Annotated in this window: 25 protein-coding genes; 15 read left to right on the top strand and 10 right to left on the bottom strand. The window is 71.9% G+C overall.

Going from position 1 to position 24849, the window contains the following annotated elements:
• The first annotated feature begins 195 nt into the window (after positions 1 to 195).
• The 3 genes from ACIRF9_RS37920 (at position 196) to ACIRF9_RS37910 (ending at position 3096) form a co-directional block, all read left to right on the top strand.
• Positions 196 to 1776: an ABC transporter substrate-binding protein gene (locus ACIRF9_RS37920; protein WP_403831937.1), complete on the top strand. Its 1581-nt coding sequence runs from the start codon at positions 196 to 198 to the stop codon at positions 1774 to 1776.
• A gap of 69 nt (positions 1777 to 1845) precedes the next feature.
• Positions 1846 to 2529: a uracil-DNA glycosylase gene (locus ACIRF9_RS37915; RefSeq protein WP_403831935.1), complete on the top strand. Its 684-nt coding sequence runs from the start codon at positions 1846 to 1848 to the stop codon at positions 2527 to 2529.
• Positions 2530 to 2637: 108 nt separating this feature from the next.
• The gene (locus ACIRF9_RS37910; RefSeq protein WP_403831933.1) at positions 2638 to 3096 is read left to right on the top strand and encodes a hypothetical protein; all 459 of its coding nucleotides are present in this window, start codon (positions 2638 to 2640) and stop codon (positions 3094 to 3096) included.
• A gap of 7 nt (positions 3097 to 3103) precedes the next feature.
• Here the strand turns inward: ACIRF9_RS37910 and ACIRF9_RS37905 are convergent, their stop codons facing one another.
• The 3 genes from ACIRF9_RS37905 to ACIRF9_RS37895 all read right to left on the bottom strand — a co-directional run bounded on the left by ACIRF9_RS37905 (position 3104) and on the right by ACIRF9_RS37895 (position 4886).
• Complete coding sequence (locus ACIRF9_RS37905) at positions 3104 to 3559, bottom strand: hypothetical protein (protein WP_403831931.1); 456 nt, start codon at positions 3557 to 3559, stop codon at positions 3104 to 3106.
• 151 nt (positions 3560 to 3710) lie between these two features.
• Positions 3711 to 4223, bottom strand: a complete 513-nt coding sequence (locus tag ACIRF9_RS37900; RefSeq protein ID WP_403831929.1) for a DinB family protein — start codon at positions 4221 to 4223, stop codon at positions 3711 to 3713.
• A 63-nt stretch (positions 4224 to 4286) separates the two neighbouring features.
• Positions 4287 to 4886, bottom strand: a complete 600-nt coding sequence (locus tag ACIRF9_RS37895) for a TetR/AcrR family transcriptional regulator (RefSeq protein ID WP_403831926.1) — start codon at positions 4884 to 4886, stop codon at positions 4287 to 4289.
• A gap of 85 nt (positions 4887 to 4971) precedes the next feature.
• On the opposite strand from ACIRF9_RS37895, the gene ACIRF9_RS37890 reads away from it, so the two are divergent.
• Together ACIRF9_RS37890 and ACIRF9_RS37885 are read left to right on the top strand one after the other, a co-directional pair.
• On the top strand, positions 4972 to 6198 hold the full coding sequence (locus tag ACIRF9_RS37890; protein ID WP_403831924.1) for an FAD-dependent monooxygenase: 1227 nt from the start codon (positions 4972 to 4974) through the stop codon (positions 6196 to 6198).
• Positions 6199 to 6208: 10 nt separating this feature from the next.
• Positions 6209 to 7120 carry a Gfo/Idh/MocA family protein gene (locus tag ACIRF9_RS37885; protein ID WP_403831922.1) on the top strand — a complete coding sequence of 304 codons (912 nt, stop codon included), beginning with the start codon at positions 6209 to 6211 and terminating at the stop codon, positions 7118 to 7120.
• Here ACIRF9_RS37885 and lnt read toward each other — a convergent pair.
• The gene (lnt, locus tag ACIRF9_RS37880; protein WP_403831919.1) at positions 7038 to 8627 is read right to left on the bottom strand and encodes an apolipoprotein N-acyltransferase; all 1590 of its coding nucleotides are present in this window, start codon (positions 8625 to 8627) and stop codon (positions 7038 to 7040) included. The two genes, ACIRF9_RS37885 and lnt, sit on opposite strands and share 83 nt — an antisense overlap.
• A gap of 139 nt (positions 8628 to 8766) precedes the next feature.
• Complete coding sequence (locus ACIRF9_RS37875) at positions 8767 to 9228, bottom strand: nuclear transport factor 2 family protein (protein WP_403831916.1); 462 nt, start codon at positions 9226 to 9228, stop codon at positions 8767 to 8769.
• Positions 9229 to 9407: 179 nt separating this feature from the next.
• On the opposite strand from ACIRF9_RS37875, the gene ACIRF9_RS37870 reads away from it, so the two are divergent.
• A complete protein-coding gene (locus ACIRF9_RS37870) occupies positions 9408 to 11405 on the top strand; it encodes a DUF4157 domain-containing protein (protein ID WP_403831914.1) in 1998 nt (665 codons plus the stop codon).
• Between the two features lie 21 nt (positions 11406 to 11426).
• The gene (locus tag ACIRF9_RS37865) at positions 11427 to 12539 is read left to right on the top strand and encodes an AI-2E family transporter (protein WP_403831911.1); all 1113 of its coding nucleotides are present in this window, start codon (positions 11427 to 11429) and stop codon (positions 12537 to 12539) included.
• A 68-nt stretch (positions 12540 to 12607) separates the two neighbouring features.
• On the opposite strand, the gene ACIRF9_RS37860 is transcribed toward ACIRF9_RS37865, so the two are convergent.
• The gene (locus tag ACIRF9_RS37860; protein WP_403831909.1) at positions 12608 to 12787 is read right to left on the bottom strand and encodes a hypothetical protein; all 180 of its coding nucleotides are present in this window, start codon (positions 12785 to 12787) and stop codon (positions 12608 to 12610) included.
• 148 nt (positions 12788 to 12935) lie between these two features.
• Positions 12936 to 13811: an undecaprenyl-diphosphate phosphatase gene (locus ACIRF9_RS37855; protein ID WP_403831906.1), complete on the bottom strand. Its 876-nt coding sequence runs from the start codon at positions 13809 to 13811 to the stop codon at positions 12936 to 12938.
• Between the two features lie 426 nt (positions 13812 to 14237).
• On the opposite strand from ACIRF9_RS37855, the gene ACIRF9_RS37850 reads away from it, so the two are divergent.
• The 5 genes from ACIRF9_RS37850 to ACIRF9_RS37830 are packed head-to-tail and all read left to right on the top strand — an operon-like array spanning position 14238 to position 18552.
• Positions 14238 to 15392, top strand: a complete 1155-nt coding sequence (locus ACIRF9_RS37850; protein WP_403831904.1) for a Gfo/Idh/MocA family protein — start codon at positions 14238 to 14240, stop codon at positions 15390 to 15392.
• A complete protein-coding gene (locus tag ACIRF9_RS37845) occupies positions 15389 to 16318 on the top strand; it encodes a PmoA family protein (protein WP_403831901.1) in 930 nt (309 codons plus the stop codon). The genes ACIRF9_RS37850 and ACIRF9_RS37845 overlap by 4 nt, the downstream gene beginning before the upstream one ends.
• Positions 16315 to 17022: a cupin domain-containing protein gene (locus ACIRF9_RS37840; RefSeq protein WP_403832061.1), complete on the top strand. Its 708-nt coding sequence runs from the start codon at positions 16315 to 16317 to the stop codon at positions 17020 to 17022. Before ACIRF9_RS37845 ends, ACIRF9_RS37840 begins: the two co-directional genes overlap by 4 nt.
• 29 nt (positions 17023 to 17051) lie before the next feature.
• Complete coding sequence (locus ACIRF9_RS37835) at positions 17052 to 17747, top strand: hypothetical protein (protein WP_403831898.1); 696 nt, start codon at positions 17052 to 17054, stop codon at positions 17745 to 17747.
• A 16-nt stretch (positions 17748 to 17763) separates the two neighbouring features.
• On the top strand, positions 17764 to 18552 hold the full coding sequence (locus ACIRF9_RS37830) for an alpha/beta fold hydrolase (RefSeq protein ID WP_403831896.1): 789 nt from the start codon (positions 17764 to 17766) through the stop codon (positions 18550 to 18552).
• 25 nt (positions 18553 to 18577) lie between these two features.
• Here the strand turns inward: ACIRF9_RS37830 and ACIRF9_RS37825 are convergent, their stop codons facing one another.
• Positions 18578 to 19072, bottom strand: a complete 495-nt coding sequence (locus tag ACIRF9_RS37825; RefSeq protein ID WP_403831893.1) for a winged helix-turn-helix transcriptional regulator — start codon at positions 19070 to 19072, stop codon at positions 18578 to 18580.
• A gap of 127 nt (positions 19073 to 19199) precedes the next feature.
• Between ACIRF9_RS37825 and ACIRF9_RS37820 the strand changes: the two genes are divergently transcribed.
• Positions 19200 to 20369 (top strand): thiolase family protein, encoded by a 1170-nt coding sequence (locus ACIRF9_RS37820; protein ID WP_403831890.1) that lies wholly within the window; start codon positions 19200 to 19202, stop codon positions 20367 to 20369.
• 48 nt (positions 20370 to 20417) lie between these two features.
• Here ACIRF9_RS37820 and ACIRF9_RS37815 read toward each other — a convergent pair whose 3' ends face one another.
• Positions 20418 to 21200 (bottom strand): TVP38/TMEM64 family protein, encoded by a 783-nt coding sequence (locus ACIRF9_RS37815; protein WP_403831888.1) that lies wholly within the window; start codon positions 21198 to 21200, stop codon positions 20418 to 20420.
• Positions 21201 to 21249: 49 nt separating this feature from the next.
• On the opposite strand from ACIRF9_RS37815, the gene ACIRF9_RS37810 reads away from it, so the two are divergent.
• Positions 21250 to 21978, top strand: a complete 729-nt coding sequence (locus ACIRF9_RS37810) for a DNA alkylation repair protein (protein ID WP_403831885.1) — start codon at positions 21250 to 21252, stop codon at positions 21976 to 21978.
• Here ACIRF9_RS37810 and ACIRF9_RS37805 read toward each other — a convergent pair.
• Positions 21975 to 23354: a Fic family protein gene (locus tag ACIRF9_RS37805; protein ID WP_403831883.1), complete on the bottom strand. Its 1380-nt coding sequence runs from the start codon at positions 23352 to 23354 to the stop codon at positions 21975 to 21977. The two genes, ACIRF9_RS37810 and ACIRF9_RS37805, sit on opposite strands and share 4 nt — an antisense overlap.
• A gap of 290 nt (positions 23355 to 23644) precedes the next feature.
• Here ACIRF9_RS37805 and tuf point away from each other — a divergent pair, with 290 nt between their 5' ends.
• Positions 23645 to 24823, top strand: a complete 1179-nt coding sequence (tuf, locus tag ACIRF9_RS37800; protein ID WP_403831880.1) for an elongation factor Tu — start codon at positions 23645 to 23647, stop codon at positions 24821 to 24823.
• Positions 24824 to 24849: the final 26 nt, after the last annotated feature.

The raw sequence follows: 24849 nt of genomic DNA, 5'->3' as shown, positions 1-24849 counted from the left end.
ACCTGTGACCCCGCACGGGCGCCGGTTCCTGGACGGAACCGGCGCCCGTGTCGACTCCAGGGGGCATCCAGGCACATGACAACGTCGTCACGTTTTCTCGCTGATCAATAACGCTTTCCTCTCGCAGGTTGAGCCTGCGTGGGCCTGCGGTATGGTCTGGCCACTCTTGGCATGGCTTTATCGAGGAGCGTGTGCGTGTTCAACCGGAACCGATCGTTGCAGCATGTGGCGGTGATCGCGTCCATATCCCTGGTGAGCGGATGCGGTCTTCTGGGAGACGAGAGCTCCGAGGACGCCGGACCGATCGTCGTGGGCACCACCAGTGCCCCGTCCACGCTGGACCCCGCGGCCTCCTGGGACAGCTCCTGGGAGCTGTTCCGCAACGTCTACCAGACGCTCCTGAACTACAAGCCCGGTGGAACCACCCCCGAACCCGACGCCGCCGAGAGCTGTGAGTTCACGGACACGACGAGCACCGTGTACAGCTGCACGCTGCGCGAGGGACTGAAGTTCTCCAACGGGCACACGCTGGACGCCGAGGCCGTCAAGTACTCGATCGACCGGATCAAGAAGATCAACGTCAACGGCGGCCCCGCGGGCCTGCTGGGCACTCTCTCCCAGGTGCAGACGAAGGGCGACCGCGAGGTCATCTTCCGTCTCAGCCAGCCCGACGCCACCTTCCCCCTGGTGCTCACCACGCCCGCCATGTCGATCGTGGACCCCGAGGAGTACCCCGCGACAGCGCTCCGCGAGGACGGGAAGATCACCGGTTCGGGGCCCTACCGCCTCAACTCCTACGACGAGGGCGAGAAGGCCGAACTCGTCCGCAACGACAACTACAAGGGCATAGCGGACCGCAAGAACGACGCCGTCACCATCCGCTACTTCCAGCAGTCGGACGACATGGTCAAGGCTCTCAAGAACAAGGAGATCGCGGTCGTCTACCGCGGTCTCGGTGCCTCCGACATCGTGGACATCGACACCAACCAGAAGGACGAGGGGCTCCAGCTGGTGGAGAACCCCACCACCGAGATCAGTTACCTGGTGTTCAACCCCAGCGACCCGTGGGCCGCGAAGCCCGCGGTCCGCAAGGCCATCGCCCAGCTCGTCGACCGCTCGGCGCTCGTGCACAACGTCTACAAGGACACCGTCGAGCCGCTGTACTCGATGGTCCCGGCCGGACTCATCGGCCACACCACGGGCTTCTTCGACGACTTCGGAAACCCCAGCGTGGCCAAGGCCAAGAAGCTCCTCACCGAAGCGGGGATCACCGAGCGCGTCCCGCTGACCCTCTGGTACACCACCGACCGCTACGGCTCGACGACCAAGCCCGCCTTCGAGGAGCTGAAGCGCCAGCTGGAGGACTCCGGCCTCTTCACGATCACCCTCAAGAGCCGCCCGTGGAAGACCTACGTCAAGGGCTACCAGGACGGCGAGTACCCGGTGTTCGGACGCGGTTGGTTCCCCGACTTCAACGACGCCGACAACTTCATCGCGCCCTTCGTGGGCGAGCAGAACGCGCTCGGGACCCCGTACAAGTCCCCCACGATCACCGGCAAGCTGCTGCCGGAGTCGCGCGCGGAGAGTGACCGCGCGGCGGTGAAGCAGCAGATCGAGGAGGCTCAGCAGATCTTCGTGGACGACGCACGGCTGCTGCCGCTGTGGCAGGGCAAGCAGTACGTGGCCGGCGACGAGGAGATCTCCGGTCTCGAGAAGGTCATCGACCCGGCGACCATGATGACGATGTGGGAGCTGTACCGGAAGACCAGCTGGTAGCGGCGGACTGTCAGTGGTCGCCTGTAGGTTCTGGTACCTGAAGTGACCGCACGACATAAGGACGTTGACGTGACCGACACCGCCATGCTGCCCGAGTCCTGGCGCGGGGTCCTGGGCGACGAGCTGCAGCAGCCCTACTTCAAGGAGCTGACCGAGTTCGTCGAGGAGGAGCGAGGGAAGGGTCCCGTCTACCCTCCGCGCGAGGAGGTGTTCGCCGCGCTCGACGCGACGCCGTACGAGCAGGTGAAGGTCCTGGTCCTCGGCCAGGACCCGTACCACGGCGAGGGCCAGGGCCACGGCCTGTGCTTCTCGGTGCGGCCGGGTGTGAAGATCCCGCCGTCCCTGCGCAACATCTACAAGGAGATGCACGCGGAGCTGGGCACGCCCATCCCGGACAACGGCTATCTGATGCCGTGGGCCCAGCAGGGCGTCCTGCTGCTCAACGCGGTCCTCACGGTCCGCTCCGGGGAGGCGAACTCGCACAAGGGCAAGGGCTGGGAGAAGTTCACGGACGCGGTGATCCGCGCCGTCGCCGACCGGCCCGACCCGGCCGTCTTCGTCCTGTGGGGCAACTACGCCCAGAAGAAGCTCCCGCTGATCGACGAGTCCCGGCACATCGTGGTCAAGGGCGCGCACCCCTCCCCGCTGTCGGCGAAGAAGTTCTTCGGCTCCCGCCCGTTCACGCAGATCAACGAGGCCGTCGCCCAGCAGGGCCACGCCCCGATCGACTGGACGATCCCGAACCTTCCGTAGGTGTGTGGCCACGCCGGGCCGGTTCCGTCATGGGCCGGTCCGGTGCTGCCTGAGCGGGATCGGCCGCCGGTGCGGCTAGCGTCGTCCCAGGGACGCTAGGAGGTCGCGGTGGCGGAGCGGCAGGGGCAGACGGCACAGGACGCTCTGCTGACGCGGATCGGGCAGACGGTGATGCTGCATCACGGCGGCGACCGGGAGGAGGCCCGCAGACGGTTCCTCGATCTGTGGGCCGAGGTCGCCGAGGACGGCGACCCGTTGCACCGCTGCACCCTGGCGCACTACCTGGCCGACACCCAGGACGATCCCTTCGACGAGCTGGCCTGGGACCTGCGGGCGCTGACCGCGGCGGAGGAGCAGAAGGGCTCCCGGGAGGTCCGGGCCCTGTACCCCTCGCTGCACCTCAACCTCGCGGCGGACTACGCCAAGCTCGGTCGCCCGGAAGCCGCCCGCACCCATCTGCGCCGGGCCCGCGGAGCGGTCGCCGTACTGGCGGACGACCGCTACGGGAACGACCTGCGGGCGGTGATCAGACGGATGGAACTGCAACTGGGGGACGAGCGGGAGTGAGCCCGCCCTAGCGGCCGTACGCCTGCTCGCAGATCACCGCCTCCGGGCTGTCGCCCCGCCAGCCGCCGTACTTCCTGCCCAGGGCGCACACATCGGTGTTCCGGTGCACCTCCGCCTCCACGTCCGGGATGTCGACGTGCGGCCGCGCGTGCCGTCGGGGGTCCGGGTGAGCGGGCCGGGGCTGCGCACGGTGGTGCTGCTGGTGCGAGTGGGACGACGGTGGCCGTTCGGCGGGAGCCGCTCCGGTGGCCGGCTGCCGCTGTCGTTGCCTCAGCGTCGTGGCCGCCGGTTTCCGGGACGGTCCGACCATCTCCAGTGCCTCGCGGGCAGGGGCCTGCACGACCTGTGTCCCGGCCAGGCCGTCCGGCCGGGGCGCGGACGGCGGGGACGGCACGGCGGCGGGCGGGCCCGGCACGGGCGGGCGCTGGACGGTGACGCAGCCGGAGAGGGCCGAGAGGGCCATGACCAGGAGCGTCGCGGTTGTCGTCGTCGTTCGATGCACCCGCGCAACTCTGGTGGTTCCGGCCGCGCGTGCCACCGCGGACGAGCGGAGGTTGCCCCGTACGGGTGATCTCGTCCCCCTCAGGGAGGGCGCGGGCCCGTCGGGGCTGACGTCACTCGCCAGTCGCGCCGTCGATGCGCTCGCGGAGCAGATCGGCGTGGCCGTTGTGACGGGCGTACTCCTCGATCATGTGCGTGTAGATCCAGCGCAGGCTGAACTGCTCCTGGGTGGACCTGGCTTTGCCCCGCGAGAGGTCGTCCAGCGCGAAGTCGGCCGCGCACTGCCGGGCGGCCGCTATCTCGGCCTGCCAGGTGGCGTACGCCTCCTCCCAGGTGTCCTCCTCGGTGAGGTGGAACTCGCCGTCGGGGTCGGCCTCGCTGTAGTAGATCGGGCCGGGGTCGTCGCCCTTCAGCACCGCGCGGAACCAGCTGCGTTCCACCTCCGCCATGTGCCGCACCAGCCCGATCAGGGACAGTTCGGACGGCGGTACCGAGGCCGTGCGGAGCTGGGCGTCGGTGAGGCCCTCGCACTTCCAGGCCAATGTCTGCCGGTGGTAGTCCAACCAGCCTTCCAGCATGGTGCGTTCGTCGGCGTTCTGGGCGGGCTCGGTGCGCTGAGTCGTCATCTCCGCATGATTTCTCAACGCGCCTGCCACGACCACGGGTTTTCGGCGCGGCGACGAGGGCGTTCAGCCGCCGAGCATCCCGGCCAGCAGCTCGCGCAGCCCCTCGCGGACCTCGTCCAGGCTCGGTGTCCGGCTGCCGAAGGACCCCGCCACGCAGGAGAACATCAGCCCGTCCGTCCAGGCCACCAGGGACAGCGTGTGCCGGTCCGGGGCGGTCGAGCCGGCCGCGGTGACCATCGCGGTCAGCTGTTCGCGGAACACGGCGCCCGCCGTGTCGTAGAAGGCGCGCAGTTGGGGGCGGCGGGTCGCCTCCAGGGCGAGTTCGTAGCGGGCGACGAGCAGGTCGCGGTGGCCGGTCAGGGAGCGGTGGACCGCCAGGGCCAGGGCGCCCGCCAGCGCGTCGGGGCCGCCGCTCGGGTCCGGCGCCTCCGACGTGGCCAGCACCCGTGCCTCCCGCTCGGCGAGCCGACGCACGGTGAGCCCCAACAGGGCTTCACGGGTGCGGGCGAGGTTGGAGGTGGAGCCCTGGGGGAGCCCGGCGGCCTCGTCGACGGCCCGGTGCGTCAGCCCGCGCATCCCGCGCTCGGCGAGCAGGGCCAGGGCGGTGTCGGCGACCAGGTCGGCGCGGGAGGGGCCGGGGGCGGGGGTGGTGCGTACGGACATGGGGTCAACCTACCGCCGAAACTACACCCGTAGTATGGTCGAGGCGTTGTCGCACTACAGGTGTAGTGGGAGCCGAGGAGGAGCCATGTCAGGCACACCGGCACAGCCCCAGTCCCAGTCCCAGGCACGCCCGTCACGGGCCGCCGTCGTCGTCGGCGGCGGGATCGGAGGCCTCACCGCCGCCGTGGCCCTGCACCAGCGGGGCTGGCGGGTCACGGTCCTGGAGCGGGCCGCCTCCCTCGCGCCCGTCGGCGCGGCCATCTCCCTGGCCCCCAACTCCCTGCGCGCCCTGGACGTCATCGGCGTCGGCGACGAGATCCGCGACCTGGCCGCCTGGCAGGGTGACGGCGGGCTGCGCACCCCGGCCGGCCGCTGGCTCTCCCGCTCCAGCGCGGCCGCGGCCGAGGCCCGCTTCGGCGGGCCCCTCGTCCTGCTGCACCGCGCCACCCTCGTCACCACCCTCACCGCGCGGCTCCCGCCCGACGCCGTCCGCACCGGCATGCCCGCCACCCTCGCCGACCCCGGCGACCCCGGCGACTCCGGCCGCCCGGCCAGGGTGCGCGTCCCCGGCGGCGAACTGGAGGCCGACCTGGTGGTCGCCGCCGACGGCATCCACTCCGCCGTACGCCGCGCCCTCTTCCCGGACCACCCCGGACCGGTCTACTCCGGCTTCACCACCTGGCGGGTCGTGATCCCGCTGCCCGGTGTGGAGTTCGCCTCGCACGAGACCTGGGGCCGCGGCCGGCTGTGGGGCTCGCACCCGCTCAAGGACGGCCGCGTGTACGCGTACGCCGCCGCCACCGCCCCGGCCGGGGAACGCGCCCCCGACGAGCGCGCCGAACTCCTGCGGCTGTACGGCGACTGGCACCGGCCCGTCCCCGAGATCCTCGCCGCCGCCCGCCCCGAGGACGTCCTGCGCCACGACGTCCACCACCTCGCCGAGCCCCTCCCCGCCCACCACCTCGGCCGGGTCGCCCTCGTCGGCGACGCCGCCCACGCCATGCCCCCGAGCCTCGGCCAGGGCGGCAACCAGGCGATCGAGGACGCCGTCGTCCTCGCGCACCACTGCGCCGACCTCCCGGCGTACTCGGCGGCCCGCCTGCCCCGTACGACGGCCATCGCCCGCAAGGCGGTGCGCACGGCGCGGCTCACCATGGCCGCGCACCCGGTCGCCGTCGCCGTACGCGACACCACGATCGCCGCGCTGTCGGCGGCGGGACCGGCGCTGTTCCTGCGCGGCTTCGACGGCATCGCGGACTGGCGGCCGCCACAGCCGCCGTATGCTGCCGTGGAAGCACGCGGTACGAGGTGAGGGAGCGCCCGTGAAGGTCGGCTGCATCGGACTCGGTGACATCGCGCAGAAGGCGTATCTGCCGGTGCTCGGCGCGCTGCCCGGGATCGAGCTCCACCTGCAGACCCGCACGCCCGCCACCCTCGAACGGGTCGCCGACACCCTCCGTCTGCCCGCCGAGCAGCGCCACCGCGACCTCGACGCCCTGCTTGCCGCCGGCCTCGACGCGGCCTTCGTGCACGCGCCCACCGGCGCCCACCCCGAGATCGTCGCCCGGCTGCTGGAGGCGGGCGTGCCGACGTACGTCGACAAGCCGCTGGCGTACCGGCTCGCCGACTCCGAGCGGCTGGTGACGCTCGCCGAGGACCGCGGGGTGTCTCTCGCCGTCGGCTTCAACCGGCGCTTCGCGCCCGGCTACGCGCAGTGCGCCGACCATCCGCGTGAGCTGATCCTCATGCAGAAGAACCGGGTCGGGCTGCCCGAGGAACCGCGCACGATGATCCTCGACGACTTCATCCACGTCGTCGACACCCTGCGGTTCCTGGCCCCCGCCCCGGTCGACGACGTGACCGTGCGCGCCCGCGTCGAGGGCGGGCTGCTGCACCACGTCGTCCTGCAGCTGTCGGGGTACGGCTTCACCGCGCTCGGGGTGATGAACCGGCTCAGCGGTTCCAACGAGGAGATCCTGGAGGTCTCCGGACAGGACACCAAGCGTCAGGTCGTCAACCTCGCCGAGGTGATCGACCACAAGGGCCAGCCGACCGTGCGGCGGCGCGGCGACTGGGTGCCGGTCGCCCGGCAGCGCGGCATAGAGCAGGCCGTGCTGGCCTTCCTCGACGCCGTACGGGCCGGCAAGGTGCTCAGTGCCCGTGACGCGCTGGCGACCCATGAACTGTGCGAGCGGGTGGTCCGAGCGGTGCGGGAGCGTTCCGGCGCAGCCTGATCGCCCGCGCCCCCTCCGTCAGCCCCAGCGCCACCAGCACCAGCAGGGCCCCGTGGACCGGCCAGTCGCCGTAGCGGACGTACGGGGTGACGCCGTCGGCGAGCGGGACGTCGTAGACGGCGGTGGTGCTCGCGTCCGTGCCCAGCCAGGAGCCGAGACGGTGCCCGCTCGCGTCGTAGACGGCGGACACCCCGGTGAGGGTGGAGTGCACGAAGGCCCGCCCGGTCTCCGCGGCGCGCAGCGCGGCCAGGGAGGCGTGCTGCTCGGGCGCCCAGCTCCGCTGGAAGGTGGAGGTCGAGGACTGGGCGACCAGGACGTCGGCGCCGTCGTCCGCGAGATGGCGGCTCATGTCCGGGAAGGCCGTCTCGAAGCACACCATCGGGCCGATCCGCAGCCCCGGCCCGGCGTGCATCACGACCTGCTCGGTGCCGCGCCGCCGGTCCTCACCGGCCGCCTCGCCGACGGAGGTCGCCCAGCCGAGCAGGGCACGGGCCGGTATGTACTCCCCGAAGGGCACCAGCCGCATCTTGTCGTACCGGACACCGGTCGGGCCGTCCGGGCCGACGAGGATCGAGCTCTTGTAGATGCCGGGCCGGTCCGAGCGGCGGGCGTCCACGTTGACGAGGATGTCGGCACCGGTGACCCGGGAGAGCTCCGCGATCCGCTTCGCCAGATCGGGCCGGTCGGCCAGGTCGTACCCGACACTGCTCTCCCCCCAGACGATCAGATCGACGTCCTGCCCGATCAGGCGCCGGGTGAGCTGCTCCTCGACGTCGAACCGGCGGTCCGGACCCTGCACGACACCCGGCTGTACGACGGCGATCCGCGCCCGTCCCTCGACATCGGGCTTCGGTGCCCACGCCCAGGCCGCCGAGGCGGTGGCCGCGGTGGCGACGAGCCCGGCGACGGCCGGCACCCGGGAGGCCGGAACCGAGACGAGCACGGCAGCGGCCACGTTCACCGCCACCACCAGGAAGCTCAGCAGCCACACCCCGCCGACCGAGGCGAGCCGCAGCGCGGGCTCCACCTGCCACTGACTGGCGCCCAGCATGCCCCACGGCCCGCCCAACCCCTGCCAGGAACGCACGAGTTCGACGGCCAGCCACGCGGAGGGGAGGACGAGGAGCGCACCGAGGACCCGCCCCCGGGTGAGGGCGCCCGCTTCGCCCGGGGTGACACCCGGGGCCAGGAAACGGCGGACCAGCCAGCCCCAGGGAGCCCACAGGACACCGAGCAGCAGGGCGATGACGAGCGTGAACACATGCAGGTTCGGCAGCAGCCAGTGGTGCATCGCCAGCATGAACCCGAACCCGCCGCACCAGCCGTCGTACGCCGCGCGCCGTCCGGTCGGCGCGGTGCGGGCCAGCAGTATCCAGGGGACGAGGGCGACGTACGCCCACCACCACAGGGCCGGCGCCGGGAAGGCGAGCACGGGCAGCGCACCCGCGAGGGCCGCGACGGCCGAGCGCCGCTTGGGGGAGGTGAGCCAGTGGCCGGACGATTTCATGCCGCGCCTCCTACCCGGTGGTGCCTCCAGTGTGCCGCGCCATGGACGATCTACGACAGGGCGCTTTTCGGCGGTCTGGCGCTTTACCGGGGGGCGACGGTCCCCTCATTCGCGCAGGCGTCTCATTCGGGCCGGCGTCTCATTCGGGCAGGCGCCGCCACTTCTCCTCGACGACCACCTCGCGCAGCCGCCATCCGTCGTACGTGCGCAGCAACGCGAAGGAGTACCGGCCCCCGCAGACGAAGTCGGGCGCACCGGCGCCGTTCCCGTCGCCGGCCAGCCGCATCGGATTGACGTAGTCGGCCCGGACCTGGGCGGTGTCTCCCGTGTCCTGGTCCAGGATCCCGAACCGTACCCGCCGGTTGACGATGAGATGCTGCCGCATCGAGAACACCCCCATGCTCTCCGCGAGCCACTCGGCGACGTTCCCCACGTCCCCCTCGATCCCGCCGGCCGAGCGGTAGTCGGCGCGACCGTCCGGCGTGAACAGTTCCCGGTACGCCGCCCAGTCGCCGTCGTCCACGGCCACCGCGTAGTCGGTGACCAGGCCGTCGACAGCCAGCCGGTCCATCACCGTGGCGAGCTCCACACGCTGCGTCATGGGCCGAGTGTTGGGCATGGGGGCCGCCCAGCCAAGGCCCGTGCGGCGACCCGGCGATATTCATACCGGGTACCACCCGCCCTGGTCTGCGCGAATTCCTGGCCGAAAGGTTCTTCGCGTGGGGCGTGTTCGGGGCCGACGATGACGGAACGTCATGTCCGGGCAGGTCGGGAGAGTTGATGGCAGCGCAGCGCCCTCCTCGTGAGGAGGAACCGAGCCACAAGAGTGTCCGCCCGGCCCGGCCCGCCCTCCCGAACCCCGCCGGCCGGTTGCCGGACGCCGGGCGGCTGTGTTCCTCGGATCCCGCGGGCATGCTCGCCCTCCAGCGTCTCGCCGGGAACGCCGCCCTCGGACAGAGCATCCAACGCGAGCGCGCGCAGGACGCAGGATCGGCGCGGACGTCCGTCCAGCGGTCGGTGCAGGACGTGCTGCGCGGCCCTGGGAAGCCGCTCGACCCCGCGACCCGCACCGACATGGAGGCCCGTTTCGCGGCGGACTTCTCCGACGTACGCCTGCACACGGACCGCGCGGCACAGGAGTCCGCGGCCGCTCTCGGCGCCCGCGCCTACACCTCCGGCAGCCATGTGGTCATCGGCGAGAGCGGTGCCGACCGGCACACGCTCGCCCACGAGCTGACCCATGTGATCCAGCAGCGCTCGGGCCCGGTCGCCGGCTCCGACCGGGGTGACGGGGTGCGGGTCTCCGACCCGGGCGACCGCTTCGAACGTGAGGCCGAGGAGCAGGCCTCGCGCGTCCTGGGCGGTGCCCCGCCGGCGCACCCGGGCCACGCACCGGACGGGCATGCGGGACACGGGCACGCGGGCGGGCCGGGGGCGGCGGTGCAGCGGATGCCGATGCCCGCCACCGCGGCTGCTCAGGAGGACCAGCGCCTCCAGATCGACGACCTCATCGCGATGTGGGTGCCGGACGAGGAGTTCGACCCCGACGGGAACCTCGTACGGGTACCGGATCGCGCCTACGCCGGTGCGCGGCAGGGCTACGGGACGGACGCGCTGCGCGTAGAGCGCACCGCCACCCTGCCCAGGGCCTCGGCGAGCCGCCGGGGCGGCTCCCTGCAGACCGCCTGGCAGGTCGAGTACCAGACCTCGTTCTTCGTCTACCGCGTGGAACTGGTCAACAGCGATCTCCAGCACAGTCACACGCTGATCAATCCCGATCGGTCCTTCCGTATCGTCAGGATGACCCCCAAGGGGTCGGGCGGCCGGTCGATGGGACGGACCTACCGGTTCGGCGACTACTGGGGCATCAACCCGGCGTACACGGGCGACCAGGACCCCCATGCCCTGGCCGGGCTGCGGAATCTGGACGAGGAGAACCGTGTCGGCGACGACACCGCCGGGCTCGTGCAGCTGCCCACCGACCCGAGCCAGCCGTTCGTCTTCTACAAGCGCAACATCGTCGACCCGAGCTTCACCTACGCGGACGGGAGTTCCCACAACAGCCGCCGTTTCCTGAGCGTTCCGAGCTTCGACCGCAAGGCGAACCGGGCCGAGGAGGCGGGGCGGGGCAAGCTCCGCAGCCAGGTCGGGCTGTCCAGGCCGCCGACGGTGGACCGGGCGAGCGCCGGGCGCAACCCCGCGGCGGCGATGGGCAACATGCCCGCGCACGGCCTGATGCCGCTGACCGGCCACGGGGGAGGAGCGGGGCGGCGCGCCTCGCACGAGTGGTGCCACCTCATCGGCGACGGCGACAACGGCCCCACCGATTTCCGCAACCTGGTGGTCGGTACCAACGCGGTCAACACGGAACAGCTGGCCATGGAGACGGCACTGCGGGACTATCGGACCCGCTTCCTCGGGCTCGGCTACGCGATCCGGCTGACCGTCGAGGCTCTCCTCGAACGGACCGAGGCCGCGTCGCCTGCCGTACCGGGCGGCCCGTACCACCAGGCGGACTGGATCAGCTTCATGATCGACATCGTCGAGGACCCCGGCCGCGGTGCCGGGGGTTCCCAGGTGGACGAGGCGGAGTCCGTGGTCGGGACGGTGCACCGGCAGATCATGGACGCGAAGCGCGGCACCATCACCGAGTCGGAGTTCACCAGCCTCCACCACGAGGTGCGCAACAAGCTGCGCGGGGTGCATGAGCAGCTGCGCGAACAACAGGAGCGCGGCCGGGCCTCACGCTACGGCTCTCCCATGTCCATCGGCTCCTGAGGCTGCCCATAGGGTGATCACATGTCTGCCCCGTTGAATCCCGCGAGAGCGCGGGCCGCGGTTCGCGTCTCGGCGCGCATTTCCGGTGAGTTGCTGCTGATCCTCGTGATGCTCACGGTGGCTCTGTGGGTGCTGGGCCGGATGTGGTCGGTCGTGTGGCCGCTCGTCGTGGCTCTGTTCCTGACGACACTGACCTGGCCGCTCACCCGTTTCCTGCGGCGGCGCGGCTGGCGCCCGGCTCCGGCCGCGTCCGTGGTGACCCTGCTGTTCCTCCTGGTCGTCGTGGGCATCCTGGCCCTGATCGCGGTGCCGGTGGCCTCCCAGTCCGGTGAGCTGACCGACGGGGTGGTGGCCGGCATCCAGAGGCTGCGCGAGTGGGCCGCGGGGCCGCCGCTGAACATCGGCGACGACCAGATCTCCGGCGCCTTCGACGCCGCGGTCGACCGCGTCCAGAACAGCGTCGGCAGCATGGTCACCGCTGTCGCCACGGGAGTGGGCACCGTCGTCAACGGCGTGGTCACGGCCGTCCTGGCGGTCTTCCTGATGTTCTTCTTCCTCAAGGACGGGCCGCGCTTCCTGCCCTGGCTCACCCGCCAGTTGCCCGGCCGGCTCGCCACCGACGTCCCGGTCGTGGCCCTGCGTGGCTGGGAGACCCTGGGCGCCTTCGTGCGCTCCCAGGCGCTCGTCGGTCTGCTCGACGCCGTCTTCATCGGTCTCGGCCTGTGGATCCTGAAGGTGCCGCTGGTGCTTCCGCTGGCGGTGCTGACCTTCGTCTCCGCGTTCGTGCCGATTGTGGGTGCGTTGTTCGCCGGCTTCGTCGCGGTGCTCATCGCGCTGGTGTCGAACGGTCCGACGGACGCGCTGATCGTGCTGGCGATCATCGTCGTCGTGCAGCAGCTGGAGGGCAATGTGTTCCAGCCCATGATCCAGAGCCGTGGGCTCGGCCTGCACGCCGCGGTGATCCTCCTCGCGGTGACTCTGGGCGGCAGCCTGGCCGGGATCGTCGGCAGCCTCCTCGCCGTACCGCTCGCCGCTCTGATCGCGGTGGTCTGGAACTACGTACGCGAGCAGCTGAGCGACCCTCCGCAGGATCCGGAACCCGACGAGTCACCGGTACACGCGCACGTGGGCTGAGGCTGCTGCGGTCCGCGGCGGGGGTGGACGGGCGGTACGCCGGTCGGCGTCGGCGACGCGAGCCCGCGTCAGGCCGCCGTGACCACCTCGCCGCGTATCGCCGCGGCCCACTCCACCACCAACAGCTCGTACTCCGCCCGCTCCTGGGTCGACAGCGACCCGCCGGCGCGCAGCCACAGGGACCGGATCCGCTCGTTCAACTCGGCAGCGGACCGCACGGAACCAGGGGCATCAGAATCGGGGGACATGGCGCAAGCGTAGGTGCCGCACCTGACCCTGCGCCATGGGACCGCTACGCGAACCGTTATGGGGTTGGTCACGGTTGATCGATCAACTGGCCGGTCCTGCCCGGGGGTTCGCCCCCGCCCGGCCGTCGGCCCCGTAGGCCCCGGCGGCTCAGCCCGCCGACTCGGCCGCGTGCGGGCTGAGCGCGCCCGTGGCGACGAGGGCGATGATCACGATGCCGAGGACGACGCGGTAGTAGACGAACGGCATGAAGGACTTGGTGCTGATGAACTTCATGAACCACGCGATGACGGCGTATCCGGACGCGAACGCGATCACCGTCGCGAACAGCGTCGGCCCCCACGCCACATGGCCGGTCTCCAGCGCGTCCTTCACCTCGAAGGTCCCGGAGGCCAGGACCGCGGGAATGGCGAGCAGGAACGAGTAACGGGCCGCCGCCTCGCGCTTGTAGCCCATGAACAGGCCGCCGCTGATGGTGGCGCCGGAGCGGGAGACGCCCGGGACGAGCGCGCAGGCCTGGCAGAGGCCGAAGATCAGACCGTCCCTGACGCCCAGATTCTCCAGCGTCTTGCGCTGCTTGGGCGCGCGGTGCTTCCCGCCGGTCTCGTCGCGCGCCGCCAGCCGGTCGGCGACGCCGATGACGACGCCGATGACCACGAGCATGGTCGCGGTGACCCGCAGATCACGGAACGGACCCTCGATCTGGTCCTTGAGCGTGAGTCCCAGCACACCGATCGGGATCGAGCCGACGATCACCAGCCAGCCCATCTGGGCGTCGTGGTCCTTGCGCATCGTCTTGTCGAACAGCGACTTCGACCATGCGGCGATGATCCGCCCGATGTCCTTGCGGAAGTAGATCAGCACGGCGGCCTCCGTGCCGATCTGGGTGATCGCCGTGAAGGCGGCGCCGGGGTCCTTCCAGCCCGAGAAGGCCGCGGTCAGCCGCAGGTGCGCGCTGGAGGAGACGGGGAGGAACTCGGTCAGCCCCTGGACGAGTCCGAGGATGAGGGATTCAAACCAAGACATGAGGTTAAGGAGTCCAAGTGCCGATCGGAGAGAGGCGACGGAGGCGACGGCCCGCCCGCGCGCGGTGATCACAGGTGTGCGAAGGGAAGCGTAGCGTTCCCGCGCGACAGGCCCGGCACAGGGGTTTCCCAGGCGGTCGGGAGAGGGGTTCCGCGGGCGATCGGTACGGACCTCCGCAGCCCGTCGGTACCTGCCGCTGCGCCCCGCCGCCACCATCCTCCACACCCCATCGGCACAGCCGTTCCCCGGGCGTCCGGGCCAAGGGCCCGCCGACCCGTGAACGAGCAGGTGCGCGCATGGTTGACCGGCCCCAGCCGGGCCGCATACGTTGCTGCCGAGCGGAAAGCGCTTGCTGTGTGTGCTTGCTGCTCCGTTGCCGCTCACATGGTCCTTCGGGCCGTACTCGGAGGAGTGCTGATCACCCCCATGCCCCCAACCACTCCGCTCGCCGGCCGTCCCATCCGGGCCGCCGTCATCGGCACCGGTGCCATCGGACGCGGCTCCCATCTCCCCGCCCTCAAGCAGCTCGCCGCCGAGGGCGAGACCGAGGTGGTCGCGGCCGTTGACATCGATGCCGCGGCGGTCGAGGCGTTCTGCGCGGAAGGCGGGGTTCCGCACGGTTACACCGACCTGGAGCGGATGCTCGCCGAGCAGCGCCCGGACCTGGTGACCATCTGCACCCCGCCGACCCTGCACCGCGAGCAGAGCGTGGCCGCGCTGCGGGCCGGTGCGTGGGTGTGGTGCGAGAAGCCGCCGGTGCCGACCCTCGCCGACTACGACGCCGTGGAGGCGGAGGAGGGGGTGGAGAGCGGGCCGTACGCCTCGATCGTCTTCCAGCACCGCTTCGGCTCCGGAACCCGGCATGTGCGGCGGCTGCTCGCCGAGGGGGCGCTCGGCCGGCCGCTGGTCGTGCACTGCCAGACCACCTGGTACCGCGACACCGCCTACTACGCCGTGCCCTGGCGCGGCCGCTGGCAGACCGAGGGCGGTGGACCGGCGATGGGCCACGGGATTCACCAGATGGACCTGCTGCTGGACCTTCTCGGGCCGTGGAGCGAGGTGCGCGGCATGGCCGGGCGGCTCGTCCACGACGTCGAGACCGAGGACGTGTCCACCGCCCTGCTCCGCTTCGAGAACGGGGCGCTGGCGACGATCGTCAACAGCGTCCTCAGCCCCGACGAGGTCAGCCGCATCCGCATCGACTGCGAGCGCGCCACCGTCGAGCTCACTCACCTCTACGGCCACTCCAACGCCGACTGGCGCGTCACCCCGGCCCCCGACGTCCCCGGCGACGAGGTGGCCGCGTGGCGGGACTTCGGCGCGGACGTGCCCAGCTCGCACCTGGCGCAGCTGCGGGAGCTGGTCGCGAGCATGCGGGCCGGTGAGCGGCCGCGCAGCAGCGGCGCCGACGGGCGCACCAGCCTGGAGCTGATCACCTCGCTGTACAAGTCGGCGTTCACCGACTCGACGGTGAAGCGCGGCGAGATCGGCCCCGGCGACCCGTACTACACGGCCCTGCACGGCGGCGCCCCCGGCTGGGCGCCGGGCACGGTCACGGTGGGCGCGGAGGTGCCGGCATGACCGGCGATCTGCGGCTCGTCCACGCCCACGGCGACCGGATCACGCTGACCGACCCGGCGACCGGCGTGGAGCTGCTCGCCTACGTCTACCGGCCGGAGGCGGCCTGGGAGGCGACGAGGCCGTACATCCACCCGCTGCGCACGCTCGCGGGCGACGTCGTCACCGACTACCGGCCCAACGACCACCGCTGGCACAAGGGCCTGTCCCTGACCGCCTCCCACCTCTCGGGCGCGAACCTGTGGGGCGGCAACTCGTACGTCCACGGCGAGGGCTATCTCGCCCTCCCCGAGCGCGTCGGCTCGATGGCACACGTCGGCTTCGACGAGGTCTCCGCCGACGGCGGCCGCGCCGTGATCGCCGAGCGACTGACCTGGCACCCGCACAGCGGCGAGCTGTGGGCCGAGGAGGCGCGCCGGATCGAGGTGCACGACGTCGATCAGGAGTCCGGTTCCTGGGCGCTGACCTGGACCAGCGCCATCACCAACCGGCGTGACGAGCCCCTCCGCTTCGGCAGCCCGACGACCGCCGGACGCGAGCTGGCCGGCTACACCGGCCTGTTCTGGCGCGGCCCGCGCGCCTTCCGCGACGGCCGGATCATCGGCCCCGAGGGCGAGGGCCCCGACCTGATGGCCTCGCAGAGCGCCTGGCTCGCCCTCTCCGGCGAGCACGACGGCACGGACGGCCACGCCACCGTCGTCTTCGCGCACGCCCCCGAGAACGACCACTCCGGCGCGCACGGCACCCACCCCGCGCACTGGTTCGTCCGCAACGAGCCCTTCGCCGGCATCGCCCCTTCCTGGGCCTTCTTCGACGAGCTGGAGCTCGCCCCGGGCGACACGCTCACCCGCCGCTACCGCGTGATCGTGGCCGACGGAGTCTGGGAACGGGAGGAGATCACCAAGTACCTGGAGACGCGTCCGTGGTGACCGCGTACGAGGGGCTGCCGGGCGGCGTCGCCGTCTCGCACCTGTGCGTGTACGACTGGCCCGGCCCCGACGGCCTGCAGGGCGGAACCCCGCACCTGCACCTGACCTGTTCGGAAGGGTACGTCGTCACGGGCGGCCGGGGCGCGGTCCAGACCCTGACCGCGTCCGGGTACGAGGTCACGCCCCTGGCACCGGGCACGGTCGCCTGGTTCACGCCGGGCACCGTCCACCGGCTGGTAAACGAGGACGACCTGCGCATCACCGTCCTGATGCAGAACGGCGGCCTCCCGGAGGCGGGCGACGCGGTCCTCACGCTGCCCCCCGAGTACCTCGCCGACCCGGAGACGTACGCCGCCGCGACCACGATCCCGGCCGACGCCCCGGAGGAGGAGCAGGCCCGGATCGCCCGCGCCCGGCGCGACCTCGCCCTGGAGGGGTACCGCGCGCTGCGGGAGGCCCCCGAGGGGCTCGCCGCGTTCCACCGGGCCGCCGCCGCACTCGTACGACCCCGGCTCACCGAGTGGCGCGAACGCTGGCGGCGCGGGGCGCGGGCGGCCGCGGAGACGACGGGGGAGCAACTGGACCGGCTGGCGGAGGGCGATGTCTCCCACCTCGCGGCAGCCGTCGTACGGGCCGAACAGCCCGCCGCGCACGGGAAGTTCGGGATGTGCGGGCGATTGGACGTGTACCGGCCGCCGGGGTGATGTCACACCCCGGGTGCAGAATGCGGAACATGACGCACCCCTCGACCGACTGGTCCCGGCTCACGCACGCCCTCGGGCCCGCGGACGACATCCCGGTCCTCTTCGCCAGGCTCGACGGAGGGCCGGGGGACAAGGCGGTCTTCGACGAGATCTGGGGGGTCCTCCACCACCAGGGCAGCGTGTACGGGGCGAGCTTCGCCGCCCTGCCGCTGCTCACGGACATCGCCACGGGACGGGCGCCCGGCAACCGGGACGACGCGCTCTCGCTGGCCGGCTTCATCGTCGGCGAGGCCGGTCCCGAGGAGCGGGCCCGGTACGAGGGCGTGATCGCCGAACTGCTCGCGGTGTGCCGGGAGTGCCTGGCGAAGCTGTCGGCCGACGATCCGATGGAGTTCCTCTACCTCACGCAGTTCCTGCTGGCCTTCGAGGGCGTGCCCTTCTGGGGATCGGAACTGGTGCGGCTGCTGGAGGAGTTCGAGGCCGAGTGCCCGCACTGCGAGGCGTACACCGTCGTCATCGTGGGGGAGGACGTGGACGACTGCCGGGCCGAACTGCATCCGGCCGACCCCGCCGAGCTGACCGGGACCGGCGCCCGGCTGCACGCGATGTCCCTCGCGGCGGGCCAGACCGAAGCGGCTCGCTGGCTGCTCCGCCTCTTCGGCGGGGTGACCTGCTCCGAGTGCGAAACGGTGTTCGACCTGGCGGAGAGCGCCGCCAGGGCCTGAGTCCTAGCCTGGTGTCATGGCGACGGTGCGGGTCGGCGGCGTCGAGGTGGCCTATCAGCGCGTGGGACACGGGCCGCCCCTGGTGTTCGTGCACGGGGCCGGGGTCGACGGGCGTATGTGGCTGCCGCAACTCGCCGGTCTGGCGGACGAGTTCACGGTCGTGGCCTGGGACGAGCCCGGAGCCGGGCGGTCCTCGGACCTGCCGCAGGGCTTCCGCCTCGCGGACTTCGCCCACTGCCTCGCCGCGGTGATCGAGGAGCTGGCGCTCGGCCCGGCCCAGGTCGCCGGTCTGTCCTGGGGCGGGACCGTCGTGCTCGAGTTGTACCGCCACCACCCGGAACTGGTCAGGACGCTGATCCTGGCCGACACCTACGCGGGCTGGAAGGGGTCGCTGCCGCCGGAGGAGGTGGCGGCCCGCGTGGAGGGGACCAGGCGGATGCTCGCGGTGCCCAGGGAGCGGTTCGATCCGACCTTGCCGGGGCTGTTCGCGGGTGACCCGCCCGTCGCCTACGTACCGCTGCTCGACGCGATGGCGCGGGACGTCCGGCCGGAGACGCTGGGGACGCAACTGTTCATGATGGCCGAGGCCGACGAGCGCGACCTGCTGCCCGCCGTCGCCGTTCCGGTGCTGCTCCTGTGGGGCGAGCTCGACGTGCGCTCCCCCCTGGGGGTCGCCTACGCCTTCCGGGAGGCGATTCCCGAGAACGATCTCGTGGTGATCCCGGGCGCGGGGCACGTCAGCAACCTGGAGGCGCCGGAGACGTTCAACCGGGCCGTGCGCGAGTTCTGCCACGCGCACGCGTGATCCGGCCCGTCGCCCGGGCCGCCGACTACGCGGCTGTCGGGCCCCCCGCGGTCGGTCCTGCCACCGTCCACCCCGGTGCCTGCGGATGGGCGCTGAGGTCCTCGTGACGGACCGGGGCGGCGCAGGAGGAGCAGGTGACCACCGGGACCAGTTCGTTGCCGCAGACGTGCTCGATCACCATGGGCCGGTCGTCGTCCGTGTGGAGATGGCGGTCGCCCCAGGCCATGAGGGTCATCAGGACCGGTTCCAGTTCCAGCCCCGCCTGGCTGGGCCGGTACTCGAACCGCTGCGGGCGCTCGCTGTAGGCGCGCTTGGTGAGGATCCCGGCGTCGACGAGGCGGCGCAGCCGGGTGGCCAGGATGTCGCGCGGGGCGCCGATGTTGCGCACCAGCTGGTCGAAGCGGCCGTTGCCGAGGCACACCTCCCGCAGGACGAGCAGGGAGTACTTCTCACCGACGAGGGCGAGGGCGTCCGCGATCGAGCAGGGGCGCGGCTGTCGGGAGTCCTTGGAGGCGGCCATGCGGATCAGTCTAGGGGAGGGTTGGAAAAGCAAACCCAAGTGGGTTGGATTTTCCAACCCGCTGGTCTACGGTGGGTTCGGATTTCCTACTCACCAGTAGTCGCCCAGTAGTCGCGGAGGCCCGCACATGCGTGACGCAGTCATCGTCGAAGCAGTACGCACCCCGATCGGCAAGGGCAAGCCGAACGGCTCCCTCGCGCACGTCCACCCCGTCGAACTCCTCGCCCACACCCTGCGCACCCTCGTCGAGCGCTCCGGCGTCGACCCCGCGCTGATCGACGACGTCATCGGCGGCACCGTCGACCAGGTCGGCGAGCAGGCCATGAACACCACCCGCTACGCCCTCCTGTCGGCGGGCTTCCCGGAGACGGTCCCCGCGACCACCGTGGACCGGCAGTGCGGCTCCTCCCAGCAGGCCGTGCACTTCGCCGCGCAGGGGGTCATGTCCGGTGCCTACGACCTCGTCGTCGCCTGCGGGGTCGAGTCGATGAGCCGCGTGCCGATGTGGTCGAACGTGCCGCCCGGCAAGGACCCCTTCGGCCCCGGCGTCGCCGAGCGCTACCCCGAGGGCCTCGTCCCGCAGGGCATCAGCGCCGAACTCATCGCCGCCAAGTGGTCCCTCACCCGGGAGCGGCTGGACGCGTTCGCCGTGTCCTCGCACCACAGGGCCGCCGAGGCGTGGCAGAAGGGCCTCTTCGACGCCGAGGTCGCGCCCCTGGACGGGATCTCGCGCGACGAGTGCGTACGACCCGGCAGCACCCCCGAGATCCTGGCCGGGCTCAAGCCGGCCTACTACGACCCGGCGTTCGCCGAACGCTTCCCGCAGATCGAGTGGAACATCACCGCCGGCAACGCCAGCCCCGTCAACGACGGCGCCTCGGCCGTGCTGATCACGTCCGGTGAGACCGCGGCCCGGCTCGGGCTGCGCCCGCTCGCCCGGCTGCACAGCTTCGCCGTCACCGGCTCGGACCCGCTGCTGATGCTCACCGGCGTGATCCCGGCGACCGAGAAGGTGCTGCACCGGGCCGGTCTGCGCCTCGACGACATCGACCTGTTCGAGGTCAACGAGGCCTTCTCCAGCGTCGTCCTGGCCTGGCGTCAGGAGACCGGCGCCGACCTCGCCAAGGTCAATGTGCACGGCGGCGCGATCGCCCTCGGCCATCCCCTCGGCGCCAGCGGCACCCGCCTGACGACGACCCTCGTCCACGCGATGCGCGAGCGGGGCGCCCGCTACGCCCTGCAGACGATGTGCGAGGCGGGCGGGCTGGCCAACGCGATGATCCTCGAATCCGTCTAGGGGGTGCTGTGCGGGACTTTCACCACACCCCCTAGCAGGTGCCGGCGGTCACCGTCCGCGCAGGTGGTGGCGCTTGCGCCAGGCCATCACCGCGCCCGCGACCGTCGGCAGGGCGATGGACGCCAGAGCGATCAGGAAGACCGGCGACGTCGGGGTCGAGGCGCGGGCCCCGGCCACGACATAGGCGGCCGTGTTCGGGATCGAACCCAGCGCGGTCGCCACCAGGAAGGACGTCCACCCCATCCGGGAGACGGCCGCACAGTAGTTCACGCCCCAGAACGGCAGCCCGGGGAACAGCCGCGCCGCCAGCATCGAGCGCATGCCGTGCCGGCTCAGCTGGCCGTCCGCCGCCTTCAGCAGCCGCCCGCGCAGCAGGGGCCGTAGCGCGTCCTGCCCCAGCACGCGGCCGAGACCGAAGGCGAGCCCGGCGCCCAGGACGGTACCCGCGAGCGCCGTGCCCAGACCCACCGCCGACCCGAACAGCGCCCCCGCGGCCAGGTTCAGCAGCGGCCGCGGCACGAACGCGACGGTGCACAGACCGTACGCCACGGCGAACACGAGCGCCGCCGTGGCACCGCCCAACTGCGGTGGCCAGCCGTCCGCGAGGAGCTTCTGCGGCTCGAAGAGCAGCACGCTCGTGCCGGCCGCCGCGAGCAGCGCGACCAGCAGCGAGAAACGGGACCAGGGCGACAGCAGCACTCTGCCGAGGCGCGCCGGGGCAGGGGCGGGCGCCGCGGTGGTGACGAGGGGCACGGGAACGACGAGCTCCGTGGCGGCGGCCCGGGGAGAGGCCGTGGCGGTGCCCCCAGAGCGGGTGGTGGCATCGAGCATCCCGCGACAGTAACGGACGGACATGTGTGATCGCCGTATGGTTCGTCTCATGACCGTCACAGGCGCGGGCGCCCTCGACGTGCCGCACAGCGTTCTCGCCGACACCGTGCTGGAGCGGCTCACGGCCGCGTACGCGGGCGCGGCCGACCCCGACCGGGCGGCCGCCATGCGGGCCTACATGAAGGACGTGGCTCCCTTCCTCGGCATCCCCACCCCCGAACGCCGCGCCCTGTCCCGCACCGTCCTCGCCGGCACGCGCCGCCCCGACGAGGCCGACTGCACGGCCGTCGCCCTGCGCTGCTGGGCCCTGCCGCAGCGCGAGTACCACTACTTCGCCGTCGACTACCTGCGCCGCCACGCCGGCCGCTGCTCGTCCGCGTTCCTCCCGGTCGTCCACCGGCTGATCACCACGACCTCCTGGTGGGACACGGTCGACCTGCTGGCCGCGCACGTCGTCGGCGCCCTCGTCGCGGCCGACCCCCGCCTCACCACCACCATGGACACCTGGATCGCCGACGAGGACCTGTGGGTCGCCCGCACCGCCCTGCTCCACCAGCTCCGCTACAAGGACCGCACCGACACCGGACGCCTCTTCGCCTACTGCCTGCGCCAGTGCGACCACCCGGACTTCTTCATCCGCAAGGCGATCGGCTGGTGCCTGCGTGAGTACGCCCACACCGACCCGGAGGCCGTCCGCGCCTTCCTCGCCCGCGAGCAGGGGCGGTTCGCGCCGCTGACAGTGCGTGAGGCGCTGAAGAACATCGGCACCGTCGGCTAGTCGGCCCGAGGCCCCTCCGCCGCTCCCTCGCGGGTCACCGTGAGGTGGCTGTCGATGTAACGCGCGAGGATCAGCCCGTCCTGCGGGTCGTCGGCCTGGAAGGAGACCCGGCGGAGCAGGAAGATCTTGTCGAGCGCGATGCCCTCGCGGGCGAGGACGAAGACGAGGGCCAGGAAGGCGGACCGGGCGTTGCCGTCGTCGAACGGGTGGAAGAAGCAGACGTCCAGACAGGCGCGGGCGGCACGGGCGGTCAGGGGGAGCGGCCGGTCGCCGTGCGCGGCGCTCTCCGCCAGGCAGGCGTCGAGTCGGGCCCGGGTGTCCGGGCCGATGCCGTAGCGTTCCCGGCCCCTCTTGGCGAAGGCGGGCAGGTTGCGGAAGTCCGGCGGCCCCGGTGTGCCCAGGACGTGCCGCTGCCAGCCGCGCAGCAGCTCGAAATCGAGTACGGCGCCGCGTGCCGCGTCGGCCCGCACCAGCTCCAGCGCGGCGAGGAGACCCTCCGCGCGGGCGGTGTCCAGGGCGCCGTCGAAGGCGCGGATGTCGTCCGCCGCGCCGTCGCAGGCCGGAGTGACCGGCCCGTCCTCACCACTGGCCGGCGCCTCCCGCCACGGCACGGCGTCCCGCACCGCGAGCCAGCTCTCCAGATGGTCCGGCACCGGCGCGGGGGACCACATGTCGTCGTCCGGCCGCAGCGACCCCGCCATCCGCTCCGCCACGTCGTCGACCAGCACCCGGTCGGGGCCGGTCCAGCTCTCGAACCGTCCGCCGACGGCTTGTTCGACCAGCTTCCGTGCGGCGTCGGGTGCGATTCCCCAGCGGCTGAGGAACCAGGTGAGCACCTGATGGCAGTGTCCGTACCAGCCACTGCCGCAGCCGGTGCGGTCGGTCACCTGGAAGATCAGATTCCGGGCGGCGCACTCCCAGAGGATGCGCTGGTCGTCGACCGTGGCCAGGTCCAGCGGATACGCCTCGAACCGTCCGGCGAGACTCTCCAGCCACCCACGCCACTCGCACAGCGCCGAGACGACCCGGGTGAGTGTCTCCTCCGGGGTGGTGACCGAGTGCGGCGGACAGCACCAACTCCCCACCGGGCCCCCGTCGAAGTCCCCTTCGTCGAGCGCCCAGCGCCAGCCCACGGCCCAGAGTCCGTAGTGTTCGACCAGGGCGTGCGACATGGCGTCGGCCCACGGCCGGGCCACGTCCCAGTCCCAGTTGTGCATCACGCGGTCGGCCGGCGAGACGTCCGGTCGACGGGGCACCCGCGCGGCCGGCCCGAGCGAGCGCACCACCTCCGCCGCCGAGGCGCTGTCGAAGGGATGACGGGCGGGATCCACCTCGTCCCAGCTCAGATGGCGCGGGGCCAGCTCGACGATCACCACGCAAGCCTCCGCGCCCACCGGCGCCCGATCAACCGAATTACGCCCGCCCGAAAACCATTCGACGCCGAACGAACCGTCGGCGATGATCGGAACCATGTTCCGGTACGCCTTCGTCCTCGCAGCATCCGCCGTCGCGGATGCTCCGAAGGCTGCCGTCCCGCTGTTCCCGGCCGCTGTCGACGGCGCCCGAAGCTGACCCTCCCCGGATCGTCCGGCGGACCCCGCAGGGGGAGGGTCGGCCCGGTCTCCCGGGGTCCCCACTTCCTACGGACACGCTTCGAGGTACAGCCATGCCCAAGACCGCGTACGTGCGCACCAAGCCGCATCTGAACATCGGCACCATGGGGCACGTCGACCACGGCAAGACCACCCTGACCGCCGCCATCACCAAGGTCCTCGCCGACCGCGGCGCCGACAGCACCACCGAATACGTTTCCTTCGACCGCATCGACCGCGCCCCCGAGGAGGCGGCGCGCGGCATCACCATCAACATCGCGCACGTCGAGTACGAGACCGACACCCGGCACTACGCGCACGTCGACATGCCGGGCCACGCCGACTACGTCAAGAACATGGTCACCGGCGCCGCGCAGCTCGACGGGGCGATCCTCGTCGTCTCCGCGCTCGACGGGATCATGCCGCAGACCGCCGAACACGTGCTGCTCGCCCGGCAGGTGGGCGTCGACCACATCGTGGTCGCGCTCAACAAGGCCGACGCGGGCGACGAGGAGCTCACCGACCTGGTCGAACTGGAGGTCCGCGACCTGCTCACCACGCACGGCTACGGCGGCGACGCCGCGCCCGTCGTACGGGTCTCCGGGCTGAAGGCACTGGAGGGCGACCCGCGCTGGACGGCGTCGATCGACGCGCTCCTCGACGCGGTGGACACGTACGTGCCGATGCCGGAGCGGTATCTGGACGCGCCGTTCCTGCTGTCCGTGGAGAACGTGCTCACCATCACCGGGCGCGGGACCGTCGTCACCGGTGCCGTGGAACGGGGCACGGTACGGGTCGGCGACCGGGTCGAAGTGCTCGGCGCCGGGCTGGAGAGTGTCGTCACCGGCCTGGAGACCTTCGGGAAGCCGATGGAGGAGGCGCAGGCCGGGGACAACGTCGCGCTGCTGCTGCGGGGTGTGCCACGGGACGCCGTCCGGCGGGGGCACGTGGTGGCGGCGCCCGGCAGCGTCGTGCCGCGACGGCGGTTCTCCGCGCAGGTGTACGTCCTGTCGGCGCGCGAGGGCGGTCGTACGACCGCGATCTCCACCGGGTACCGACCGCAGTTCTACATCCGCACGGCGGACGTCGTCGGGGACGTGGACCTGGGGGAGACGGCGGTGGCGCGGCCCGGGGAGCGGGTGGTGATGACCGTCGAGCTGGGGCGGGACGTGCCGTTGGAGGCGGGACTGGGCTTTGCGATCCGTGAGGGCGGGCGGACCGTGGGGGCGGGGACCGTGACGGCCGTTCTGTGAGGGTGGCCGATGTGGGCGGCTGACGT

Origin of the sequence: Streptomyces sp. NPDC096132, assembly GCF_044763345.1 — a bacterium.
GTDB lineage: Bacteria > Actinomycetota > Actinomycetes > Streptomycetales > Streptomycetaceae > Streptomyces.
This window is presented reverse-complemented; position numbering and strand designations above follow the sequence as displayed.